The organism is Achromobacter sp. T5-5, from assembly GCF_055397965.1.
Map to the genome: position 1 here is coordinate 4,832,519 of NZ_AP027919.1, position 19,998 is coordinate 4,852,516.

A 19,998-nucleotide genomic window follows, 5' to 3' on the forward strand; every position below is an offset into this window, starting at 1 on the left:
CCGGGGCGCGCGCAGGCTATTTCTTCACCAGCGGGCAGGTGGAGTCGGCCAGGGGCTGGAAGGCTTCTGCCGCCGGGATGGTGGCCACGAGCTTCGAGTAGTCCCAGCCGCCCTTGGAGTCCGCGGGCTTCTTGACTTCATACAGGTACATGTCGTGAATGACCCGGCCATCGGGACGGATCGACGCATTGCGCATGATCGGATCCTTGATGGGCATGTCACGCATCTTGTCGGCCACCACCTTGCCGTCGGTGCTGTTGGCGGCGGCCACGGCGCGCAGGTAATGCAGCACGCTGGAATACACCCCGGCCTGCGTCATGGTGGGCTTCAGGCCGCGGAACGCCTTTTCGAAGCGCGAAGACCATTCGCGCGTCGCATCGTCGTAATCCCAGTAAAAGCCGTCCACATAAGACAGGCCCTGCGCGTTTTCCAGGCCAAGCGCACGCAGGTCGGACAGGAAGATCAGCAGCGACACGAGCCGCTGGCCGCCCGCCACGATGCCGAACTCGCGCGCCTGCTTGACGGCGTTCACGGTGTCCTGGCCGCCATTGGCCAGCGCCACCACCTGCGCCTTGGAACTTTGCGCCTGCAGCAGGTAGGACGCAAAGTCCGGCGCGTTCAGGGGATGGCGCACGTTGCCGGCCACGGTGCCGCCCAGCGCCTGCACGGCCTTGACGGTGTCGGCTTCCAGCGAATGGCCGAAGGCGTAATCGACGGTGATGAAGAACCAGGACTTGCCGCCCGCCCGGACGGTGGCCTTGGCGCCGCCCGCCGACTGCGAGTACGTGTCGAACATCCAGTGAAAGCCGACCGGCGAGCATTCCTTGTTGGTCAACGCCGTGGTGGCGGGACCGGAGAACATCACGACCTTGTTCTTTTCCCGGGCGATGCCTTGCACGGCCAGCGCCACCGCGGAATTGGTCAGGTCGGCGATGGCGGTGACGCCGTCGCGGTCGAACCATTCGCGCGCCCGGGCGGCGCCGACGTCCGCCTTGTTCTGGTTGTCCGCGGACACCAGGTCGATCTTCATGCCCTTGCACTCCGCGGCCAGGCAGTCGTCGATGGCCAACTGCGCCGCCGCGACCGAGCCCGCTCCCCCCATCCCGGCATAGGTGCCGGACATGTCCGTCAGAATGCCGATCTTCACTGGCGGCTTGTCCGCCGCGAGGGCTTGCCCAAGCAATCCGGCGCCCAGACACAAGCCTGCGGCGAGCCCGCGTGCGTGCAATTTCATGGATTTGTCTCCTGAGTATTTATGCGCTGAGTGTTAGCGTTATGGCGCCGTCTTTGCGGCCTGCGGTCCCAGGGCTTAGCCCAAGGCCAGCCGATCCAGTGTAGATGTGTGAAAATCAACAAGCAACACCAGAAATGCACATTCCTTGTGCATCCATGCACATACCAACATCGCCTCTTGCGCGTTGCGTCGCCAGGGGCTGGAGCGCCGGATCTTGCTTGATTGGGACAGTCTGCGATATTTCCTGGAAGTGGCCCGCACCCAGCGCGTCAGCGCGGCGGCGCGCAAGCTCGGCGTCGAGCACACCACCGTGTCGCGCCGCATCCGCGCGCTCGAGACGGAACTGGACACCCTGCTGTTCGAAAAATCCCGCAGCGCGGGTTTCGTGCTGACGGACGACGGCCAGCGGCTGTTCGTCCACGCCGAACAGATGGAAAGCGTCGTGCACACCGCGCGCGAAAACCTGTCCGGGATCGGGCAGGCGCTATCGGGGCACCTGCGCATCGGCGCCACCGAAGGTTTCGGCAGCTACGTGCTGACGCCGCTTGCCGCGGACTTCCAGCGGCGCTATCCGCACATCACGCTGGACATCCTGCCCGTGCCGCGCTTTGTCAGCCTGTCCAAGCGCGAAGCGGACCTGGCCATCACCATCGAGCGCCCGCAGCGCGGGCCCTATGTGTGCAGCAAGCTGTGCGACTACACGCTGCGCCTGTACGGCACGCCGGGCTACCTGGCCAAGCACGCCCCCATCAACGAGCGCGCGGACCTCGCGGACCACACCTTCATCGGGTATGTGGACGAGCTGCTGTTCAGCGAACGCCTGCGCTACCTGGAGGACGTGCTGCCCGCCAGCAAGGTGGTGTTGCGCAGCACGAGCGTGGTGGCCCAGTATCACGCGGCCCTGCAGGGACAGTCGCTCGCGATCCTTCCCTGCTTCATCGCGGCGCAGGACCCCAGGCTCAAACCCGTGCTGGAGGACGAGATCGCGATCACGCGCTCGTTCTGGATGTATTGCCACGAAGACCTGCGCAAACTCAAGCGCGTGACCGCGCTGTGGGAGTTCATCCGCAAATCGGTGTTGAAGAACGCCGACCTGCTGGCCGGCCGGCGCGGAACGATGAAGTATCTACCCTGAAAGACGGCGCCCGGCGTTCTCCGCAAGGCGCCGCTTCGCTATGCGGCGTTCTTGGGCGCCTTGACGCGCAGGCGGCGCATCAGCAGGAAGGCGGTCAGCAGCGCGACCGCGCCGTGGATCGCCCACACGCCCAGTCCGAAGCTGAGCTTGCCGCTGGAGATCCAGGCGCGCGACAGGTTGATCAGGTTCATATAGAGCAACCCGACCAGGCCGGCGATGAGCAGGTCCCCCGAGCGGCCCAGCCGCGGATTCACCGCGCCAAGCGGAATGGCCAGCAATGCCAGGTTCAGCGCCGCCAGCGGCAGCGAGATCCGCCACATGACCTGCGACCAGCTGCTGTCGGTGTTGTCTTCGATGAGCTGCGGCGTGGAACGCGCCTTGGACGAGCGCTCCGCGGCGGCGCGGGCTTCGGCCACCGGGTCGCCGCCGGACTTGCTTTCGAGGCGCACGCCGTATTTTTCGAAATGCACCAGGCGCAACTCCGGGGTGCCTGGCTTCAGGTCGTAGCGGTGGCCTTCGCCCAGCACCAGGAAGCGGTCGCCATTGGGCAGGGTCTCGCTGTGCGCGCTGCTGGCGGTCAGCACGCTGAGCCATTCGGGGCCGATCTCGCGCGCGAACACGTTGCCGAGTTCGTCGCTAGGATTGACGGGGTCTTCCGCGAAGAACACGCGGTTGCCGCCGGAGGATTCGGCGAACTGCCCGGCTGTGACCTTGGACAGGTCGGAGCGCTGTTCGAAGCGCTCGTGGTATTCGCCGATCTGGCGATAGGCCCAGGGCGAGGCCACCAGCGTCAGGCCCGCCACCGCGATCGCGACAGGAACGGCCACGCGCAGCACAGGCTTGAGCCAATCGGCCAGCGACAGGCCGCTGGCAAACCACACCACCATTTCCGATTCACGGTAATTGCGGGTGACGGTGGTGAGCACGGCGATGAAGATCGAGACCGCCAGGATGGTCGGCAGCGCGGTGATGGTCGAGAGCGCGGCCAGCACCACGACCACGTCGGCTCCGATGTTGCCTCCCGCGGCCTCGCCGAGCAGGCGCACGAGAAGCACGCTGAGCCACACGACGAGCAACGTGGAAAAGACAACGCCAGCGTGACTGGTGATCTCGCTGACGACAGAGCGTTTGAATAGAGACATGGGAGAATATGCGGGATAATCGACCGCATCATACACAGACGCACACGGGAAACCCTCATGGAATTTAGCACACAGACCACTGCTTCCCTGCACCAGGTCAAAACCGCCGCCCTCGCCGTCGGCGTGTACGCGGACGGCGTGTTGAGCCCCGCCGCCGACATCATCGACCGCGCGTCCAACGGCGCCGTGCGTTCGGTCGTAAAGAGCGAATTCCGCGGCCGCACCGGCTCCACACTGGTCCTGCGCAATCTGCCGGGCGTGGCCGCGCAGCGCGTCGTCCTGGTCGGTCTGGGCAAGCAGGAAGAATATTCGGCCCGCACGCATGCGTCGGCCGAACAGGCTTTCGCCGCCGCCTGCGTCGCGGCGCAGCTTGCCGAGGGCGTCTCCACCCTGGTCGCCAACCCCATCGCGGACGTCGAACTCATTGCGCGCGCGCGCAGCGCCGCCATTGCCGCGGGCAACGCCACCTACCACTACGACGCCAGCTTCGGCAAGCCCGACCGCGATGCGCGTCCCAAGCTCAAGAAGATCGTGCAGATCGTCGAACGCGCCGACGCGGCTCAGGTCCAGAAGGGCCTGCGCGAAGGCAGCGCCATCGCCAACGGCATGGACCTGACCCGCACGCTGGGCAACCTGCCGGGCAACATCTGCACCCCCACCTATCTGGGCGACACGGCCAAGCGCCTGGCGCGCGAATTCAAGTCGATCAAGGTCGAAGTGCTGGACCGCAAGCAGGTCGAGGCGCTGGGCATGGGCTCGTTCCTGTCGGTCGCGCGCGGCTCCGATGAAGCGCTGCGCTTCATCGTGCTGCGCCATGCCGGCGCCAAGGTTGTCAAGAAGGGCGCCAAAGCCGCGCAGGGTCCGATCGTGCTGGTCGGCAAGGGCATCACGTTCGACGCGGGCGGCATTTCGCTCAAGCCCGCGGCCACCATGGACGAAATGAAGTACGACATGTGCGGCGCCGCCAGCGTGCTCGGTTCGTTCCGCGCCCTGGCCGAACTGGAGCTGCCCCTGGACGTCGTCGGCCTGATCCCCGCCTGCGAGAACCTGCCCAGCGGCAAGGCCAACAAGCCGGGCGACGTGGTCACCAGCATGGCTGGCCTCACCATCGAGATCCTGAACACCGACGCCGAAGGCCGCCTCGTCCTGTGCGACGCGCTGACCTACGCCGAACGCTTCAAGCCGTCGGCCGTGATCGACATCGCCACCCTGACCGGCGCCTGCGTCGTCGCGCTGGGCCACGTCAACACCGGGCTGTTCTCCAAGGACGACGCACTGGCGGACGCGCTGGCGGCGGCCGGCCGCCGCTCGCTGGACACCGCATGGCGCATGCCGATGGACGACGCCTACCAGGAACAGCTCAAGTCCAATTTCGCCGACCTCGCCAATATCGGCGGCCCCCCGGCCGGCGCCGTCACGGCGGCCTGCTTCCTGTCCCGCTTCGCCAAGGCCTACCCCTGGGCGCACCTGGACATCGCCGGGACCGCCTGGCGCGGCGGCAAGGACAAGGGCGCGACCGGGCGCCCGGTGCCGCTGCTGATGCAGTACCTGCTGGACCAGGCTTGAAGCGCCAGACGCCGGAAGCCGCGTGATGCGCATCGATTTCGCCTTCGGCGCGCCCGACCGCCTGCGCATGGCCTGCCAGGTCGTGCGCAAGCGCGTCCTGGCGGGACAGCGGCTGGTGGTGTACTGTAAAGACGGCTCACGGCTGGCCGCGTTCGACCGGATGCTCTGGGCATTCGACGACACGGCCTTCGTGCCGCACGTGCTGGCCAACGACCCGCTGGCCAGCGAAACCCCGGTGGTGCTCACCGCGGGCGACCCGCGCGAGGCCGCGCAGGCGGCCGGCCAGCCCGACCAGCCGCAGCCCTGGCTGCTGAACCTGGACGACGACTGCCCGCCCGGCTTCGACGCCTTCGACCGCCTGCTCGAAATCGTCTCGGACGATCCCGACGACCGGCAGGCGGCCCGCCAGCGCTGGCGGATTTACCAGACGGCCGGACACGCGCCCCAGAGCCACGACCTGAGCCGCAAGACCCCGGGCGCCTGACCGCCCCGCCCATCGCGCGCCCCGGCGCCGCATCCACAAGCAATTCGGGAGTCCACATGCCCTCTCGCTCATCCGACCCCGGTATCCCCACCCTGACCCACCGGGCCGAGCCCTCCTTCCATGCCCCCGTCGTCGACGAAGCCGATGCGCCGCTGCTGACGGAGCTGGCCGACGAGGTCGGCCCCGTCTATGAGAACGACCCGTTTCCCGTGTTGACGGATGTGGCGGATGTGGCGGATGGGCCGGACCTGGGGCAGCCCGACGAACCGGCGCCGTCTGTTCCCGGCCTGACCGCCGCGCCCCTGCCGCAACGCGCGCCCGCCCTGGAACCGGCCGCGGCGCCGCCCGCGCCGGCCCTGCCCGAGGCCACCGTGCTGGCCGCGCGGCTGCAGGCCGAGGTGGAACAGCTCATGCGGCAAGCCCTGGCCGACGCCGTCACGCAGCTGCAGGACCGCATGGACGCGGAATTGCCTGCTATCGTGTCCCGTGTGCTCAACGACGTGAGGCGCGGTTGAACCGCCCGCCTGCCCGTCCGGCAGCCCCCGGGTTCATTCTTCCTGCAACTGGATTCTTCAGGGAACTGTAAGGTATCCTTCGCATCTAAGCCTTCTAGGCAATCACCATATTTGCCGTAAACAGGAGTTCTCCATGAACGAATATCGTCCGTCCCCTTTTAACCGTTCCGGCTCGGTCGCCGGCGCGCCGGGCGAGGTCGCTCGCAACCAGGTCCTGCGCAACACGTACTGGCTCCTGGCCCTGTCGCTGATCCCCACGGTGCTGGGCGCGGCGGTCGGCCTCTACACCGGCATCAATCAGGTCATGGGCGCCAGCCCCGGCCTGTCGGCCATCGTTTTCCTGGTCGGCGCCTTCGGCCTGATGTTCGCCATCGAAAAGAACAAGAACAGCTCGCTGGGCGTGGTCCTGCTGCTGGCCTTCACGTTCTTCATGGGCGTCATGCTGTCGCGCCTGCTCGGCTTCGTGATGGGCATGAGCAACGGCTCGCAGCTCGTCATGACGGCGTTCGGCGGCACGGCGATCGTGTTCGGCACCATGGCCACCCTGGCCACGACCATCAAGCGCGATCTCTCGGGACTGCAGAAGTTCCTGTTCATCGGCGCCGTCGTGATCCTGGTGGCTGCGCTGGCCAACATCTTCCTGCAGCTGCCCGCCCTGATGCTGACCATCTCGGTGCTGGCCATCGTGATTTTCTCGGCGTTCATGCTGGTGGACCTGCAGCGCGTGGTCAACGGCGGCGAGACCAACTACGTCTCCGCCACCCTGGCCATCTACCTTGACGTCTACAACGTCTTCTCGAACCTGCTGATGCTGCTGGGCATCTTCGGCGGCAACCGCGAGTAACGCGCCGCCGCCAGACCAGCACCCAAGGGGCCTGCATGTACATGTAGGCCCTTTTTCATTGGCCTTTCCCCTTGATTTCCCGTCAGACGGAGCCACGCCATGCCCGACCGCCGCCGCTTCCTCCAGTCCGCCGCCAGCGCCGCCCTTTTCGGAACCGCGTGGCCGGCATGGGCAGCCAGTTCCGGGCAGGTCATGCTCAAGCGCGCAATCCCCTCGTCGGGCGAAACCTTGCCGGTCGTCGGGCTGGGCACCGCGGACACCTTCAATGTGGCCCCCGACGACGCCGCGGCCATGGCGCCCCTGGCCCAGGTGCTTGAAACGCTGCTCAAGGCCGGCGGCACGCTGATCGACACCGCCCCAAGCTATGGCCAGGCCGAAGCCGTGACCGGGGCGCTGCTGGCTCGCGAGAGCGGCCTGCGCAAGCGGGTGTTCCTGGCCACCAAGATCAGCACGCGCGGGCACGAATCGGCCATGCGCCAGGTGCGCCAGTCGCAGCAGGCCCTGGGCAGCGACAAGCTGGACCTGATACAGGTCCACAACCTCATCGACACGCGCAATCAACTCGCCCTGCTGCGCGAGCTGAAGCAACAGGGGGTGACGCGTTACATCGGCATCACCCACTACACCGACCACGCCCACGACGACCTGACCGAACTGGTCGAACGGGAAAAGCCCGATTTCGTGCAGGTGAACCTGTCGATCGCCTCGCGCAGCGCCGAAAAGCGCCTGCTGCCCGCCTGCCAGGCGAACGGCGTCGCGGTGCTCATCAACCGGCCGTTCGAGGACGGGGCGCTGTTCCGGCAGGTCAAGGGCGTGGCGCTGCCCAAGCTGGCGGCCGAGATCGATTGCACGTCCTGGGCGCAGATCTTCCTGAAGTTCATCATCGGCCACCCCGCCGTCACGGCCGTCATCCCCGCCACCTCCAAGCCCGTGAACATGGCCGACAACGCGCGCGCCGGGTTCGGCCCCCAGCCCGACGCAGCCCTGCGCGACCGCATCGCCGCGCTGCTCGCCTGACGCCATGGCGGTCATTCCCACGCCGTGGCGCGCGCGCGCCGCCCGTGCCCTGGGCATCCACGAAGACGAACTCGCGCCCGCCGCCTGCGGCTTCGCGTTTTTCTTTTTTCTCTTCTGCGGCTACTTCATGCTGCGGCCGATCCGCGAGACCATGGGCATCCAGGCGGGCGTGAACCAGCTGCAATGGTTGTTCACCGCCACCTTTCTTGCCACGCTGGCCGTGGTGCCGTGCTTTGGCTGGATTTCCACCCGCGTGCCGCGGGCCACGCTGGTGACCTGGGTCTACGCCATCTTCGCGCTGACCATGGCGGGCTTTGCAGCCCTGCTGTACCTGCAGCCCGGCAGCGTCTGGGCGGCGCGCGCGTTCTACGTCTGGCTGTCGGTCTTCAATCTGTTTGTCGTCTCCATCGCCTGGAGCCTCATGGCCGACGTCTTCCGCATGGAGTCGGCCAAACGGCTGTTCGCGCTGATCGCCGCCGGCGCCAGCGCGGGCGGCCTCTGCGGCCCGTTGCTGGGCGCCCTGCTGGCGGGCAGCCTGGGGCCGCCGGGCCTGCTGCTGTTGTCGGCCCTGCTGCTGACGGCCACGCTGCCGCTCAAGCAGTGGCTGCTGGGCTGGCGCGCGGCCTCGCGGCCCGACACCGGCCTGCGGGACATGCGGCATCCCATCGAAGGCACCATCCTGGCGGGGCTGGGGCGCATCTTCCAGTCGCGCTATCTGCTGGGCATCTCGCTGCTGGTCGTGCTGCTGGCGACGTTGAACACCTTCCTCTACATGGAGCAGGCGCGGCTGGTGGCCGATGCGTTTCCCGACACGGCCCAGCGCATCCGCGTTTTCAGCGCGCTGGATTTCACGGTGCAGACGCTGGCGCTGCTGTCGCAGGTCTTCATCACCGGCCGGGTGGCCGCCCGCCTGGGCCTGCGCTTTCTGCTGACCGCGGTGCCGCTTGCCGTGGCGATCGCCTTCCTGGCGCTCGCCGCCTATCCGGTGTTCGGCGTGCTGGCGGGCGCCATGATCCTGCGCCGCGCGGGCGAATATGCGCTGATCCGTCCCGGACGGGAAATGCTGTTCACGGCGGTCACGCCCGAGGACAAGTACAAGACCAAGAATGTCATCGACACCGTGGTCTATCGCGGCGGCGATGCCGCCAGTGGCTGGGTCAAGACCGGCATCGACATGCTGGGCTATGGCGCGGCGCTGATTGCGCTATTGGGCGCCGCGGTGGCGCTGGGCGCGGCCGCCGTCGGCTACGGGCTGGGCAAGCGGGCCGACCGGCGCGACGGCGACATCAGTTAGTTTTTTCCGCGCGACCATCTCATTGAAGCAAACATATTGACGCGCCGGCCGCCGCGCTCAGATGCGTTGCAGGTCGAGCAGCACCCGGCGCGTGGACAGGGGACGGCCGGCCAGGATCTCGGCCAGGCGCGCGCGCAGGTCGCTGCGCAGCGCGGGTTCGATCGCCGGATCATCGAAGTCCGGCGGCGGCTCGTCCACGCCGTAGCCGGTCTCGCGCAGCAGGGTCCATTCGAAGCGGCGCAGCGCACCGGCCGCGCGCGTGCCGGCGGACAATTGCTGCAAGGCCATGTCGTACGCGTCGAACAGCAGCGGATGCGCGTCCTCGCGCGGCAAGAGACGCAGCAGCAGTTCGTTCATGTACCAGGCCGACATCAGCGCGGCGCCGGCCAGCGGCCGGATGCCGGCGATCTCGGCGCGCGTCAGCGTCTTGACTTCGCCGTTGCCCGTCCAGGACAACAGCAGCGGCTGAAAAGCCGACAGAACGGGACGAAGCACGGAATAAGGGCGCTTGGCGCCCTTGGCGACCATGGCCACGCAGCCGTGATCGCGCGAGAAGGTTTGGACAATCAGTGAGGTTTCACGCCACGCCGTGGCATGGAGCATGAACCCCGGGCGATCCTGGACGCGTGGCGCCCTTCTACTCATATCCCAGGTCGCGCAGCGCACCCTCGCGGTCGGACCAGCCCTTGCGCACCTTGATGTAAACCTCCAGGTGCACCGGCTTGTCCAGCAGCTTGGCAATGTCCTGCCGCGCCTCCGTGGCAATCCGCTTCATGTGCATGCCGCCCGCGCCCAGGAGGATGGGCTTGTGGCTGTCGCGCTCGACGACGACGCAGGCATTGATGGTGGCGCCCTTGGCGGTCTCTTCCCACTGCTCGATGACGACCGTGCAGCCGTAAGGCAGTTCGTCGCCCACCAGGCGGAAGATCTTCTCGCGCACCAGTTCGGCGGCGATGAAGCGCATGGGCCGGTCCGTCAGCGTGTCTTCTTCGAACATCGGCTCGCCTTCCGGCAGACGCGACGCGATCTCGTCGAGCAGTTGGTCCAGTTGCTGGTTCTTGGTGGCGCTGACCGGCACCACCGCGCCGAACGGATGCAGCGCCATGATCTTGGAGACGAACGCAAACAGGTCGTCGCGGTTCTTCAGCGCGTCGATCTTGGAAACCACCAGGATGGTGCGCTCGGGGCTGGGCAACAGCGGCAGCAGCTTGGCGTCGCCCTCGGACCATTTGCCGGCCTCGACGACGTGCACCACCACGTCCACGTCGGCCAGCGCCTGCGTCACGACGCGGTTCATCATGCGGTTCATCGCGCCGCCGTGGCGCGTCTGGAAACCCGGGGTGTCGACGAACACGAACTGTTCGTGCTCGCGGGTCAGCACACCGTGGATGCGATGGCGCGTGGTCTGCGCCTTGCGCGACACGATGGAGATCTTGGAACCGATCAGGGCGTTCGTGAGCGTGGACTTGCCCACATTGGGGCGGCCGACGATGGCAACGAAGCCGGTACGAAAAGGGGTATCGCTCATTTAGTCTCTTGAGCCACTGCCACAGGCAGCGACAATTGCGCGGTTTTGCGCGCCTTGCCCGACTTGCGGGCAGCCTTGGTGGCCGGACTGATGGCCAGCGCGGCCTCCAGCGCCAGCTTGGCCGCCGATTGCTCGGCGGCGCGGCGGCTGGCGCCGGGCGCCATCACCTTGATATCGAGCGCCGGAATGGCGCATTCGACTTCGAACTGCTGGCTGTGGGCCGCGCCATGCGTGGCCACCACCGTGTACAGCGGCAGGGCCAGCTTGCGGCCCTGCAGGAATTCCTGCAGCAGGGTCTTGGCGTCCTTGCCCAGGGTCTTGGGATCCACGGACGCCAGCACGGGCTGGTACTGCCGCACGATGACGCGGCGCGCCGCGTCGAAGCCCGCATCCAGGAAGACCGCGCCGAAGATGGCTTCGACGGTGTCAGCCAGGATGGACGGCCGGCGGAATCCGCCGCTTTTGAGCTCACCCTCGCCCAGGCGCAGATACTGCGACAGTTCCAGCCGCTGGGCGATATCCGCCAGCGACGCCTGCTTGACCAGATTGGCCCGCAGGCGCGACAGATCGCCTTCGTCGATCTTGGCGTAGCGTTCAAACAGCATCGCCGCCACGACGAAGTTCAGCACGGAATCCCCAAGGAATTCCAAACGCTCGTTATGGCGCGCGCCGTGGCTGCGATGCGTGAGCGCCTGTTCAAGCAGGGCCTGATCACCGAAGTGGTAATCCAGGCGGTTTTCCAGCGTGGCTAGCGACATAATCAGTTGAATCGGCCGATGCGGCTGAGATCGCTGAAGTTCATCCAGATGAAGAAAGCGCGGCCGACGATATTGGCTTCCGGAACGAAGCCCCAGTACCGGCTGTCTGCGCTGTTGTCCCGATTATCGCCCATGGCGAAATAATTCCCTTCGGGTACCTTGCAGCGTACCCCATTGCGGCTGTATTGGCAGTTTTGGCGGTTGGGAAATTGCCACATGGGTGAATAATCTTGCTGTTTGTTCTCATCCAGCAGGATCTTGTGCTCAACGTTGCCCAATTTCTCTTTATATTGCGCGATATACGAAACCCGGTCCGGTTCGAAGTAATCGCCGTCGCGGACATGCGGCACCAATTGGCCGTTCACGTAGAGCTTTTTGTCCAGGTAGGCGATTTCGTCGCCCGGCAGGCCGACGACGCGCTTGATGTAGTCCACGTCCGGATCAACAGGATAGCGGAACACGAAGACATCGCCACGCTGCGGCGTGCCGACGGGAATGACCTTCTTGTCGATCACCGGCAGACGCAGGCCATAGCTGAACTTGTTCACGAGGATCAGGTCGCCCGATTGCAGCGTGGGCAGCATCGATCCTGACGGAATGCGGAAGGGCTCGACCACAAACGAGCGCAGCATGAACACGAACAGGATGACGGGAAAGAAGCTGACGGCGTATTCGATCCACCAGGGCACGCGACGCGCGGCATCGCCGGCTTCGCGCCGCAGGCGCTCGGCTTCCTGGGCGTCGCCGACCAGGGCCGTGTCGTACTGCGCCATTGCCGCTTGAGCGCGGCGCTCGCGCCCCTTGCGCAGCACCGCCAGATCGAGCACCCAGATTACGCCGGTAAGGACCAGCAGGATAAAAAGGATCAGGGCAAAGTTCCAACTCATCAGCTACTCGCCTTTTTGGGTTCTATTTGTCTTCCACTTGCAGGATGGCGAGGAACGCCTCCTGCGGAATTTCCACGCTGCCCACCTGCTTCATGCGCTTCTTGCCCGCCTTCTGCTTTTCCAGCAGCTTCTTCTTGCGCGAGATGTCGCCGCCATAGCACTTGGCCAACACGTTCTTGCGCAGCGCCTTCACGTTTTCGCGCGCGATGATCTCCGCGCCGATGGCCGCCTGGATGACGACGTCGAACATCTGGCGCGGAATCAGGCCGCGCATGCGGGTGACGACATCGCGCGCACGATGGCGCGCATTGCTGCGGTGGACGATCACGGCCAGCGCGTCGACGCGGTCGTTGTTGATGAGCAGGTCCACCCGCACCACGTCCGCGGAACGGTACTCCAGGAACTCGTAGTCCATGGAGGCATAGCCGCGCGACACCGACTTCAGCTTGTCGAAGAAGTCCAGCACGATCTCGGCCAGCGGGATCTCGTACACCAGATGGACCTGGCGGCCGTGGTAGCTCATGTTGACCTGCACGCCGCGCTTGTTGTTGCACAGCGTCATGACCGGACCCACGTAGTCCTGCGGCATGAACAGCGTGACCTTCACGATGGGCTCGCGGATGTCCTGGATCTTGCCGATCTCGGGCATGCGGGACGGGCTTTCCACGGTGATCACCGAGCCATCGCGCTGCTCGACCTCGTACACCACCGACGGCGCGGTGGTGATGATGTCCATGTCGAACTCGCGCTCCAGGCGCTCCTGCACGATTTCCATGTGCAAGAGACCCAGGAAGCCGCAGCGGAAACCGAAGCCCAGCGCCTGCGAGACTTCGGGCTCGAACATCAGCGCGGCGTCGTTCAGCTTCAGCTTTTCGAGCGAATCGCGCAGTTGGTCGTATTCGGAGCTTTCGACCGGATACAGGCCCGCGAACACCTGCGGCTTGACTTCCTTGAAGCCGGGCAGCGGGCTCGCGGCGGGCTTGTTGGCCAGCGTGACGGTGTCGCCGACCTTGGCGTCTTCAAGCTGCTTGATGCCGGCGATGATGAAGCCCACCTCGCCCGCGGACAGATGCGGGCGCTGCTGCGACTTCGGCGTGAACACGCCGGTCTGCTCGCACAGGTGGGTGGCGCCGGACGCCATCAGCAGGATCTTGTCCTTGGGCTTGAGCACGCCATTGACGATGCGCACCAGCATCACCACGCCCACGTAGTTGTCGAACCACGAGTCGATGATCAGGGCCTGCAGCGGCGCGTCCGGATCGCCCTTGGGCGGCGGGACCTGCGCCACGATGGTCTCGAGGATCTCGTCGATGCCCATGCCGGTCTTGGCGCTGGCCAGCACGGCGTTCGAGGCGTCGATGCCGATCACGTCCTCGACTTCCTGGCGGGCGCCTTCGGGATCGGCCTGCGGCAGGTCCATCTTGTTCAGCACAGGCACCACTTCCACGCCCAACTCGATGGCGGTATAGCAGTTGGCCACCGTCTGCGCTTCCACGCCCTGGGAAGCGTCCACCACCAGCAGCGCGCCTTCGCAGGCGGACAGGGAACGGCTGACCTCATACGAGAAGTCCACGTGCCCCGGGGTGTCGATCAGGTTCAGGTTGTAGACCTTGCCGTCCTGCGCCTTGTAATGCAGGGCTGCCGTCTGGGCCTTGATGGTGATGCCGCGCTCGCGCTCGATTTCCATGGAATCGAGGACCTGCGCCGACATTTCGCGATCCGCCAGTCCGCCGCAGCGCTGGATCAGGCGATCGGCCAGGGTCGACTTGCCGTGATCGATGTGGGCAATGATGGAAAAGTTGCGGATATGCTGCATGCTTGAATTTATAAGGGACGGAACAGACGGCATACTGCCGGGAGACACCGCCGCCGGAATGTGCACGGCCGACGTGTGAGGCGCTGACGGGCTTTGCCCGGACAAAACTGAGGGGGCGTCAGGCGCCCCCTCTTGCGGCAACCAGCCATTTTAGCCGGTCTTGAGCCATTTTTTTTGCCCAAGGCGCGCCCCGGGACAAAAAGCGCCCTGGGGTGCGGGCGTCCGGCGGGCTCCAGCCGGATCGCCTGCCCGGCTGCGGCGCCGCAGGGACGCCGGCCGGTCCGGGCCGCCATCACTTGGAGGCCGGCACCGCCACCCACTGCGTCTGGTCGCCGCGGCGCACCAGCAGGCCGGTCGCGCGGCCCTTGTCCAGCTTGGCGACCAACTCGCCAAACTGCTTGGCGCCGGTGACGTCGGTGTCGTTCAGGGCCAACACAATGTCGCCGTCCTGCAGGCCCGCCTTTGCGGCCGCGCCCTCGGCCACCTTCACCTGGACGCCGCCCTTGATGCGCAGCTTCTTCTGGACGTCGGCGGGCACGTCGACCACGCTCAGCCCCAGCGCATTGGTGACCTCGGGTTCCGGGGCCGCCTTCTTGCCGGCGGCAGCCGTCTTCTCGGAGGGGATCTCACCCACCTTGACCGACAGCGTCAGGCTCTTGCCCTTGCGCCACACTTCCATGTCGGCCCGCGTACCCGGCTTGGTCTCGCCCACGATGCGCGGCAGATCGGACCAGCGCTTGATCGGTTCCTTGTTGAACTTCAGGATCACGTCGCCCGGTTGCACGCCCGCCTGCTCGGCAGGCCCTTCGGCTTCGACGCTGCTGACCAGTGCGCCTTCGGCCTTGGGCAGTCCGATGGCCTCGGCCACGTCCTTGCCGACTTCGCCGATCTGCACCCCGACCCGGCCGCGCGTCACCTTGCCCGTCGTGCGCAGCTGGTCCACCACGCGCATGGCTTCGTCGATCGGGATCGCCAGCGAAATGCCCATGAAGCCGCCGCTGCGCGAGATGATCTGGGAATTGATGCCCACGACCTCGCCGTCCAGGTTGATCAGCGGACCACCCGAATTGCCGGGATTGACCGCGACGTCCGTCTGGATGAACGGCAGGTACTCGCCGGTATCGCGGCCGATGGCGCTGACAATGCCGGAGGTGACCGTGGAATCCAGGCCAAACGGCGAGCCGATCGCCAGCACCCACTGGCCCTTCTTCAATTTCTTCGGATCGCCGACCACCAGGGGCGTCATGTCCTTGGCTTCGATCTTGATGAGCGCCACGTCGGTGCGCTCGTCGGTGCCGATGACCTTGGCCTTGAACTCGCGCCCGTCGGTCAGCGTCACGTAGATGTCCGTCGCGTCGACCACCACGTGGTTGTTCGTCAGGATGAAGCCGTCGGCCGTAATGAAGAAGCCCGAACCGACGCCTCGCGGCACGGTGCGCTCTTCGGGCGGCGTCGGCTGGGGACGCTGGCGCGGATTGGGCGAAGGCTGGCCCGGCGGCTGGAATTCGGGGCCGAAGAACCAGCGGAACAGCTCGTAGGGGTCGGTGCCGCCGGGGCCGCCGCCGCCACGCACGGGCACGGTCGCCGTGGTGCGGATGTTAACGACGGCCGGGTCGGCCTTTTCAACGATGGTCGTGAAGTCGGGCAGCCCGACGGCGGCAGGCGCGGTCTGCGCCGCCGTCACGGGCACGTAGGCGGTGGACAACACTGCCCCCGCCGCGACAGCCGCCAGAAAGCGCCGGAAAAAAGCGTTCGAGACCGTCATTGCTTTCATATGTCACTCCGAAATTGCTGCTTGCGGACAGGCGGGAACTACTTGGCCCCGCCCTCCGCCGGTGCGGCTGCCGCGGGTGCGGGAGGCACGTACTCAGTGGCTTGCGCGAGCTGCTCCAGTGTGGCTGCGGGCACTTCGCCCACTGCGGTCAGCCAGAAGTCCGCGATGCGCGTGCCATAGACGTTGATCGCGCCGCGCTGGGCCGCGCCGTGCGGCGGCTGGTGGTCGCGCTGGCTGTCATAGGGCTCGATGAACACGGAGATCGCCGCCAGGCCGTCGGACAGCACCATCTGGCTGACCGGCGAACCGCGTTTCATGGCGCGCGAGACCTGCATGATGGGCTTGAAACCCTTGGGAGCCGGAATGCGCCACCCCTGGGCTGCGAGGTCCACGTTCTTCATGGCGGCCTCGAGGACCTTCCAGTCGCGGGTGTTCCAGTGCGAGGACAACGCTTGCGGATCCACGTCGGAACCCAGCCGCAGCGACGAGAACGACACCTGCTCGACCACGCCGCGCGCGGCGTTCAAGGTCTGGGCCTTGAGCAGCAGATTGGTTTCGACGTCCGCGCACAGACGATAGCCATAGCGCAGCTTGTCCAGCGGTTCGATGGTGATGAGCCGGCATTCGCGGCCCGCGACGCGGTGCAGCGCGGATTCGGCGCGGATCTTGTAGTGTTCGGACAGATGAGCCGGATCGCCCAGCAGCAGGCCCGGGAAACGATCGCCTCGGCGACGCTCGAGCAGCACGGTCTTGCGCTCGGGGATCAGGCACTGCACGTCCTCGTTGTGACGCAGGTATTCGCGCGGCTGGCCGTCGAGGATCTCCAGGCGTTCGCGCTCGCCGGTGCCATCGACCACATGAACCAGCCGCGAAGACTGGATCATGTCTCCCTGCTGATACATGAAGACGCCGGCGTAGTCCTGCTTGCGGGCGGCTTGTTGAATGCGCGTGAGCAACTGCACGATGTCTTCGGCCTGACCGGCGGCAGGCGCGTCGGCGGCGGACGCGGGACCATGCGCGGCCAGAAAGGCAGTCAGGAGCGTGGCGGCGAACCAGCCGGCGCGGTGAGCCTGCCACGAGGCAGCACGTCCCAACACTGGCCAGCGTGACGGAAGCACAAGCGCCATCAACGTCCCGCTCCGACTTCGAACGACACCTGCCGCACCGCGCTGGGGCCGGCCATCTGGCGATGGGCCTCCAGGTAGTCGCGCAGGCCCGAATCGTCGGACGCCGAGGCCGAGGCCGAGGCCGACAGGCTGGCATCGGCCAGCACACGGACTTCAGTGGCCGGCGTGCCGGTCACGTACGGCTGCGCCACCCAGGCGACCGTGGCCACGGCCGCAGCCACGGCCAGGCCGGAAAGGCCCATGCGCAAAGGCGAGCGGCGCCGGGGCGCCGCTACGATAGGCAATTCCGCGTCCAGCGCCCGTGCCAGACGGGCCTGGAAGGCCGCGCTCGGCGTCAGCGCCAGATCGGCATTGCGCAGGGAATCACCAATCAGATGATAGGTGTCCCAGGTCTGACGTCCCTCTTTGGACAACAGACTGGGAAAGATATCGTCGGAATCCTCTCCGTCCATCCAGGCGGAGACCGATTCCTCCCAGGAGGACTCGGCGATCTCAACGGATTTGGCTGCTGTTTGCATGACTGCCACTCCTTACCAGCGACGCTCGACATCGGTGTCGAGCAGTGGACGCAACTTGGTGGCGATGGCTTCGCGCGCACGAAAAATGCGGGAGCGCACCGTACCGATCGGGCAATCCATGCTCTGGGCGATGTCTTCGTAACTCATACCTTCGATTTCACGCAGGACAATTGCGGTGCGCAATTCTTCAGGCAATTCCTCAATGGCCGCGTTCACCGTCTCGGCGATTTCGCGGCTGGCAACCATGGATTCCGGCGTGCTTATATCCGTTAGGTTGTCGGTTTCGTTAAAAGTTTCACCGTCTTCCGTTTCAATCGCGTTGGGCGCGCTGGGCCGTCGCCCCTGCGAGGCGAGCCAGTTCCGGGCCGTATTGATGGCGATACGGTACAGCCAGGTGTAGAAGGCGCTTTCGCCCCGGAACTGGGGCAAGGCGCGATAGGCCTTGATGAAGGCCTCTTGCGCCACGTCCTCGATCTCGGCCGGATCGCGAATCATGCGGGCCAGCAGGCGCAGGATCTTGCGCTGGTACTTGAGCACCAGCAGGTCGAACGCCTTCTTGTCGCCCCGCTGGACGCGCTCGACGAGCTGGGCGTCGACTTCACGCTCGCTCATGAGGCCTCCTGCGGGCGGAGCGCCGGTCGTGCCTGCCGCGCGGCGCCCGCGAGCAGGCGCAGACGGCGCCAGGATTCCGGTCGCAGCGTCTGCCGCCAAACGGTAAGGGTGATTTTGCTAGTGGTAAAGGCCGTACTCCCGGTGGGCAAGGGCTGCAAGGTAAGCGTCAGCCACGCTGGACCCCGATGCTGGTCGATCAGCAGCGCATCCTGCCAGCCTTGCGGCCGGCGCAACTGCCAACGGCCAGTCCCGGTCGCGGTACGTAGCGCCGTTACCGGGGACGGGGTCCTCCGGGCCGAGTGTAACAGCCCGGCCAAGAGGAGCGAAAACGCAAGCAGCGCGCCCGCCTCCCAGCCATGGCCCTGCCAGGACGCCGCAGTCAGCACGCTGGCGGCCGCGGCGGCGAGGGCCAGCCCGAAGAGCGCAGCGACGCCCCTGGGCTGCGAGACAGGTACGCGGAACGACCAACGCCCCCCGACCGAGCCTTCCAAATCAGACCCGGCGAACGGCCATCGAGCCGTTGGTGCCGCCAAAACCGAACGAATTGGACAAGCCCACGTCGATCTTCATCTGCCGCGCTTCGTTCGCGCAGTAATCCAGATCGCATTCCGGATCCTGATTGAAGATGTTGATCGTCGGAGGCGAGACCTGGTTGTAGACGGCCAGGGTCGTGAACACGGCTTCGATGCCGCCGGCCGCGCCCAACAGGTGGCCGGTCATCGACTTGGTCGAGTTGACCACCAGTTTCTTGGCGTGGTCGCCGAACGCCAGCTTCAGCGCGTCGGTTTCGTTCTTGTCGCCCAGGGGCGTCGACGTGCCGTGCGCGTTGACGTACTGGACGTCTTCGGGATTCAGGCCGCCATTGCGCAGCGCGTTGATGACGCCGCGGCGCGGACCGTCCTTGTCCGGGGCGGTGATGTGGTGGGCATCGGAACTCATGCCGTAGCCAGCCAATTCACCGTAGATGCGAGCGCCGCGCTTCTTGGCGTGCTCGTATTCTTCCAGCACCAGGACGCCTGCGCCCTCGCCCAGCACGAAGCCGTCGCGATCGCGGTCCCAGGGACGCGACGCGGTCTGAGGATCATCGTTGCGGGTCGACAGCGCGCGCATCGCGGCAAAGCCGCCAATGCCCAGCGGCGACACGGTCGATTCAGCGCCGCCCGCCACCATGACATCGGCATCGCCGTATTCGATCAGACGCGCGGCGTCGCCGATGCAGTGCAGGCCGGTCGTGCACGCCGACACCACGGCGTAGCTGGGGCCCTTCATGCCATAGGCGATCGACAGATGGCCGGAAATCAGGTTGATCAGCGAACCCGGGACGAAGAACGGCGAAATCCGCCGCGGTCCCTTGGCCATGTATTCGACCTGGGTTTCTTCGATGCGCGGCAGGCCGCCGATGCCGGAACCCACGATCACGCCGATGCGCTCGGCATTCTCTTCGGTGACTTCCAGGCCGCAATCGCGCCATGCCTGCATTCCGGCAGCCAGGCCGTAATGGATGAACGTATCCATCTGGCGGGCTTCCTTGGCCGAAATATAGGTACTGATGTCGAAGTCTTTGACTTCGCCAGCAATGTGGGTGGTGATGGCCGAGGGATCGAAACGGGTGATGCGGCTGATGCCAGAACGTCCGTTGACGATATTGTCCCAAGCGGTGGTCAGATCGTTTCCTACGGGAGAAACGATACCCAGGCCGGTGATGACGACACGTCGCTTCACGGATGACTCCTCAAACAGACAAAAG

19 protein-coding genes are annotated in these 19,998 nt (G+C 66.0%); 7 read left to right on the top strand and 12 right to left on the bottom strand.

Going from position 1 to position 19,998, the window contains the following annotated elements; genetic code table 11:
- Nucleotides 1-16: 16 nt before the first annotated feature.
- Complete coding sequence (locus ACZ50Q_RS21925) at nucleotides 17-1,234, bottom strand: ABC transporter substrate-binding protein (RefSeq protein WP_464079543.1); 1,218 nt, start codon at nucleotides 1,232-1,234, stop codon at nucleotides 17-19.
- A 214-nt stretch (nucleotides 1,235-1,448) separates the two neighbouring features.
- Between ACZ50Q_RS21925 and ACZ50Q_RS21930 the strand changes: the two genes are divergently transcribed.
- Nucleotides 1,449-2,369 (top strand): LysR family transcriptional regulator, encoded by a 921-nt coding sequence (locus ACZ50Q_RS21930; RefSeq protein WP_076519401.1) that lies wholly within the window; start codon nucleotides 1,449-1,451, stop codon nucleotides 2,367-2,369.
- 38 nt (nucleotides 2,370-2,407) lie between these two features.
- Here the strand turns inward: ACZ50Q_RS21930 and lptF are convergent, their stop codons facing one another.
- Nucleotides 2,408-3,511, bottom strand: a complete 1,104-nt coding sequence (gene lptF / locus ACZ50Q_RS21935) for an LPS export ABC transporter permease LptF (RefSeq protein ID WP_092577845.1) — start codon at nucleotides 3,509-3,511, stop codon at nucleotides 2,408-2,410.
- Nucleotides 3,512-3,568: 57 nt separating this feature from the next.
- Between lptF and ACZ50Q_RS21940 the strand changes: the two genes are divergently transcribed.
- The 6 genes from ACZ50Q_RS21940 to ACZ50Q_RS21965 all read left to right on the top strand — a co-directional run bounded on the left by ACZ50Q_RS21940 (nucleotide 3,569) and on the right by ACZ50Q_RS21965 (nucleotide 9,231).
- On the top strand, nucleotides 3,569-5,077 hold the full coding sequence (locus tag ACZ50Q_RS21940; protein WP_464079544.1) for a leucyl aminopeptidase: 1,509 nt from the start codon (nucleotides 3,569-3,571) through the stop codon (nucleotides 5,075-5,077).
- A gap of 25 nt (nucleotides 5,078-5,102) precedes the next feature.
- Nucleotides 5,103-5,561: a DNA polymerase III subunit chi gene (locus ACZ50Q_RS21945; RefSeq protein WP_369825572.1), complete on the top strand. Its 459-nt coding sequence runs from the start codon at nucleotides 5,103-5,105 to the stop codon at nucleotides 5,559-5,561.
- Nucleotides 5,562-5,617: 56 nt separating this feature from the next.
- Nucleotides 5,618-6,076, top strand: coding sequence for a hypothetical protein (locus ACZ50Q_RS21950; protein ID WP_464079545.1), 459 nt, complete (start codon nucleotides 5,618-5,620; stop codon nucleotides 6,074-6,076).
- A 133-nt stretch (nucleotides 6,077-6,209) separates the two neighbouring features.
- Nucleotides 6,210-6,920, top strand: a complete 711-nt coding sequence (locus tag ACZ50Q_RS21955; protein ID WP_076519397.1) for a Bax inhibitor-1/YccA family protein — start codon at nucleotides 6,210-6,212, stop codon at nucleotides 6,918-6,920.
- A 99-nt stretch (nucleotides 6,921-7,019) separates the two neighbouring features.
- Nucleotides 7,020-7,937, top strand: a complete 918-nt coding sequence (locus ACZ50Q_RS21960) for an aldo/keto reductase (protein ID WP_464079546.1) — start codon at nucleotides 7,020-7,022, stop codon at nucleotides 7,935-7,937.
- Nucleotides 7,938-7,941: 4 nt separating this feature from the next.
- Nucleotides 7,942-9,231 carry an NTP/NDP exchange transporter gene (locus ACZ50Q_RS21965; protein ID WP_464079547.1) on the top strand — a complete coding sequence of 430 codons (1,290 nt, stop codon included), beginning with the start codon at nucleotides 7,942-7,944 and terminating at the stop codon, nucleotides 9,229-9,231.
- A gap of 57 nt (nucleotides 9,232-9,288) precedes the next feature.
- Here ACZ50Q_RS21965 and recO read toward each other — a convergent pair whose 3' ends face one another.
- The 10 genes from recO to fabF all read right to left on the bottom strand — a co-directional run bounded on the left by recO (nucleotide 9,289) and on the right by fabF (nucleotide 19,973).
- Nucleotides 9,289-9,876 carry a DNA repair protein RecO gene (recO, locus tag ACZ50Q_RS21970; RefSeq protein WP_076519394.1) on the bottom strand — a complete coding sequence of 196 codons (588 nt, stop codon included), beginning with the start codon at nucleotides 9,874-9,876 and terminating at the stop codon, nucleotides 9,289-9,291.
- Nucleotides 9,869-10,759, bottom strand: coding sequence for a GTPase Era (gene era / locus ACZ50Q_RS21975; protein WP_076519393.1), 891 nt, complete (start codon nucleotides 10,757-10,759; stop codon nucleotides 9,869-9,871). The genes recO and era overlap by 8 nt, the downstream gene beginning before the upstream one ends.
- Nucleotides 10,756-11,517 carry a ribonuclease III gene (gene rnc, locus ACZ50Q_RS21980; protein ID WP_076519392.1) on the bottom strand — a complete coding sequence of 254 codons (762 nt, stop codon included), beginning with the start codon at nucleotides 11,515-11,517 and terminating at the stop codon, nucleotides 10,756-10,758. Before rnc ends, era begins: the two co-directional genes overlap by 4 nt.
- A 2-nt stretch (nucleotides 11,518-11,519) precedes the next feature.
- On the bottom strand, nucleotides 11,520-12,404 hold the full coding sequence (gene lepB / locus ACZ50Q_RS21985) for a signal peptidase I (RefSeq protein WP_464079548.1): 885 nt from the start codon (nucleotides 12,402-12,404) through the stop codon (nucleotides 11,520-11,522).
- A gap of 22 nt (nucleotides 12,405-12,426) precedes the next feature.
- Entirely contained in the window at nucleotides 12,427-14,220 is a 1,794-nt protein-coding gene (gene lepA, locus ACZ50Q_RS21990; RefSeq protein ID WP_464079549.1) for a translation elongation factor 4, read from the bottom strand.
- A gap of 292 nt (nucleotides 14,221-14,512) precedes the next feature.
- A complete protein-coding gene (locus ACZ50Q_RS21995) occupies nucleotides 14,513-15,994 on the bottom strand; it encodes a DegQ family serine endoprotease (RefSeq protein WP_092577832.1) in 1,482 nt (493 codons plus the stop codon).
- Nucleotides 15,995-16,032: 38 nt separating this feature from the next.
- A complete protein-coding gene (locus ACZ50Q_RS22000) occupies nucleotides 16,033-17,121 on the bottom strand; it encodes a MucB/RseB C-terminal domain-containing protein (RefSeq protein ID WP_464079550.1) in 1,089 nt (362 codons plus the stop codon).
- Nucleotides 17,121-17,639, bottom strand: a complete 519-nt coding sequence (locus ACZ50Q_RS22005; protein ID WP_464079551.1) for a sigma-E factor negative regulatory protein — start codon at nucleotides 17,637-17,639, stop codon at nucleotides 17,121-17,123. The genes ACZ50Q_RS22000 and ACZ50Q_RS22005 overlap by 1 nt, the downstream gene beginning before the upstream one ends.
- Before the next feature lie 12 nt (nucleotides 17,640-17,651).
- Nucleotides 17,652-18,251, bottom strand: a complete 600-nt coding sequence (gene rpoE, locus ACZ50Q_RS22010) for an RNA polymerase sigma factor RpoE (protein WP_076519386.1) — start codon at nucleotides 18,249-18,251, stop codon at nucleotides 17,652-17,654.
- A gap of 492 nt (nucleotides 18,252-18,743) precedes the next feature.
- Entirely contained in the window at nucleotides 18,744-19,973 is a 1,230-nt protein-coding gene (gene fabF / locus ACZ50Q_RS22015) for a beta-ketoacyl-ACP synthase II (protein WP_092577827.1), read from the bottom strand.
- Nucleotides 19,974-19,998 lie beyond the last annotated feature (25 nt).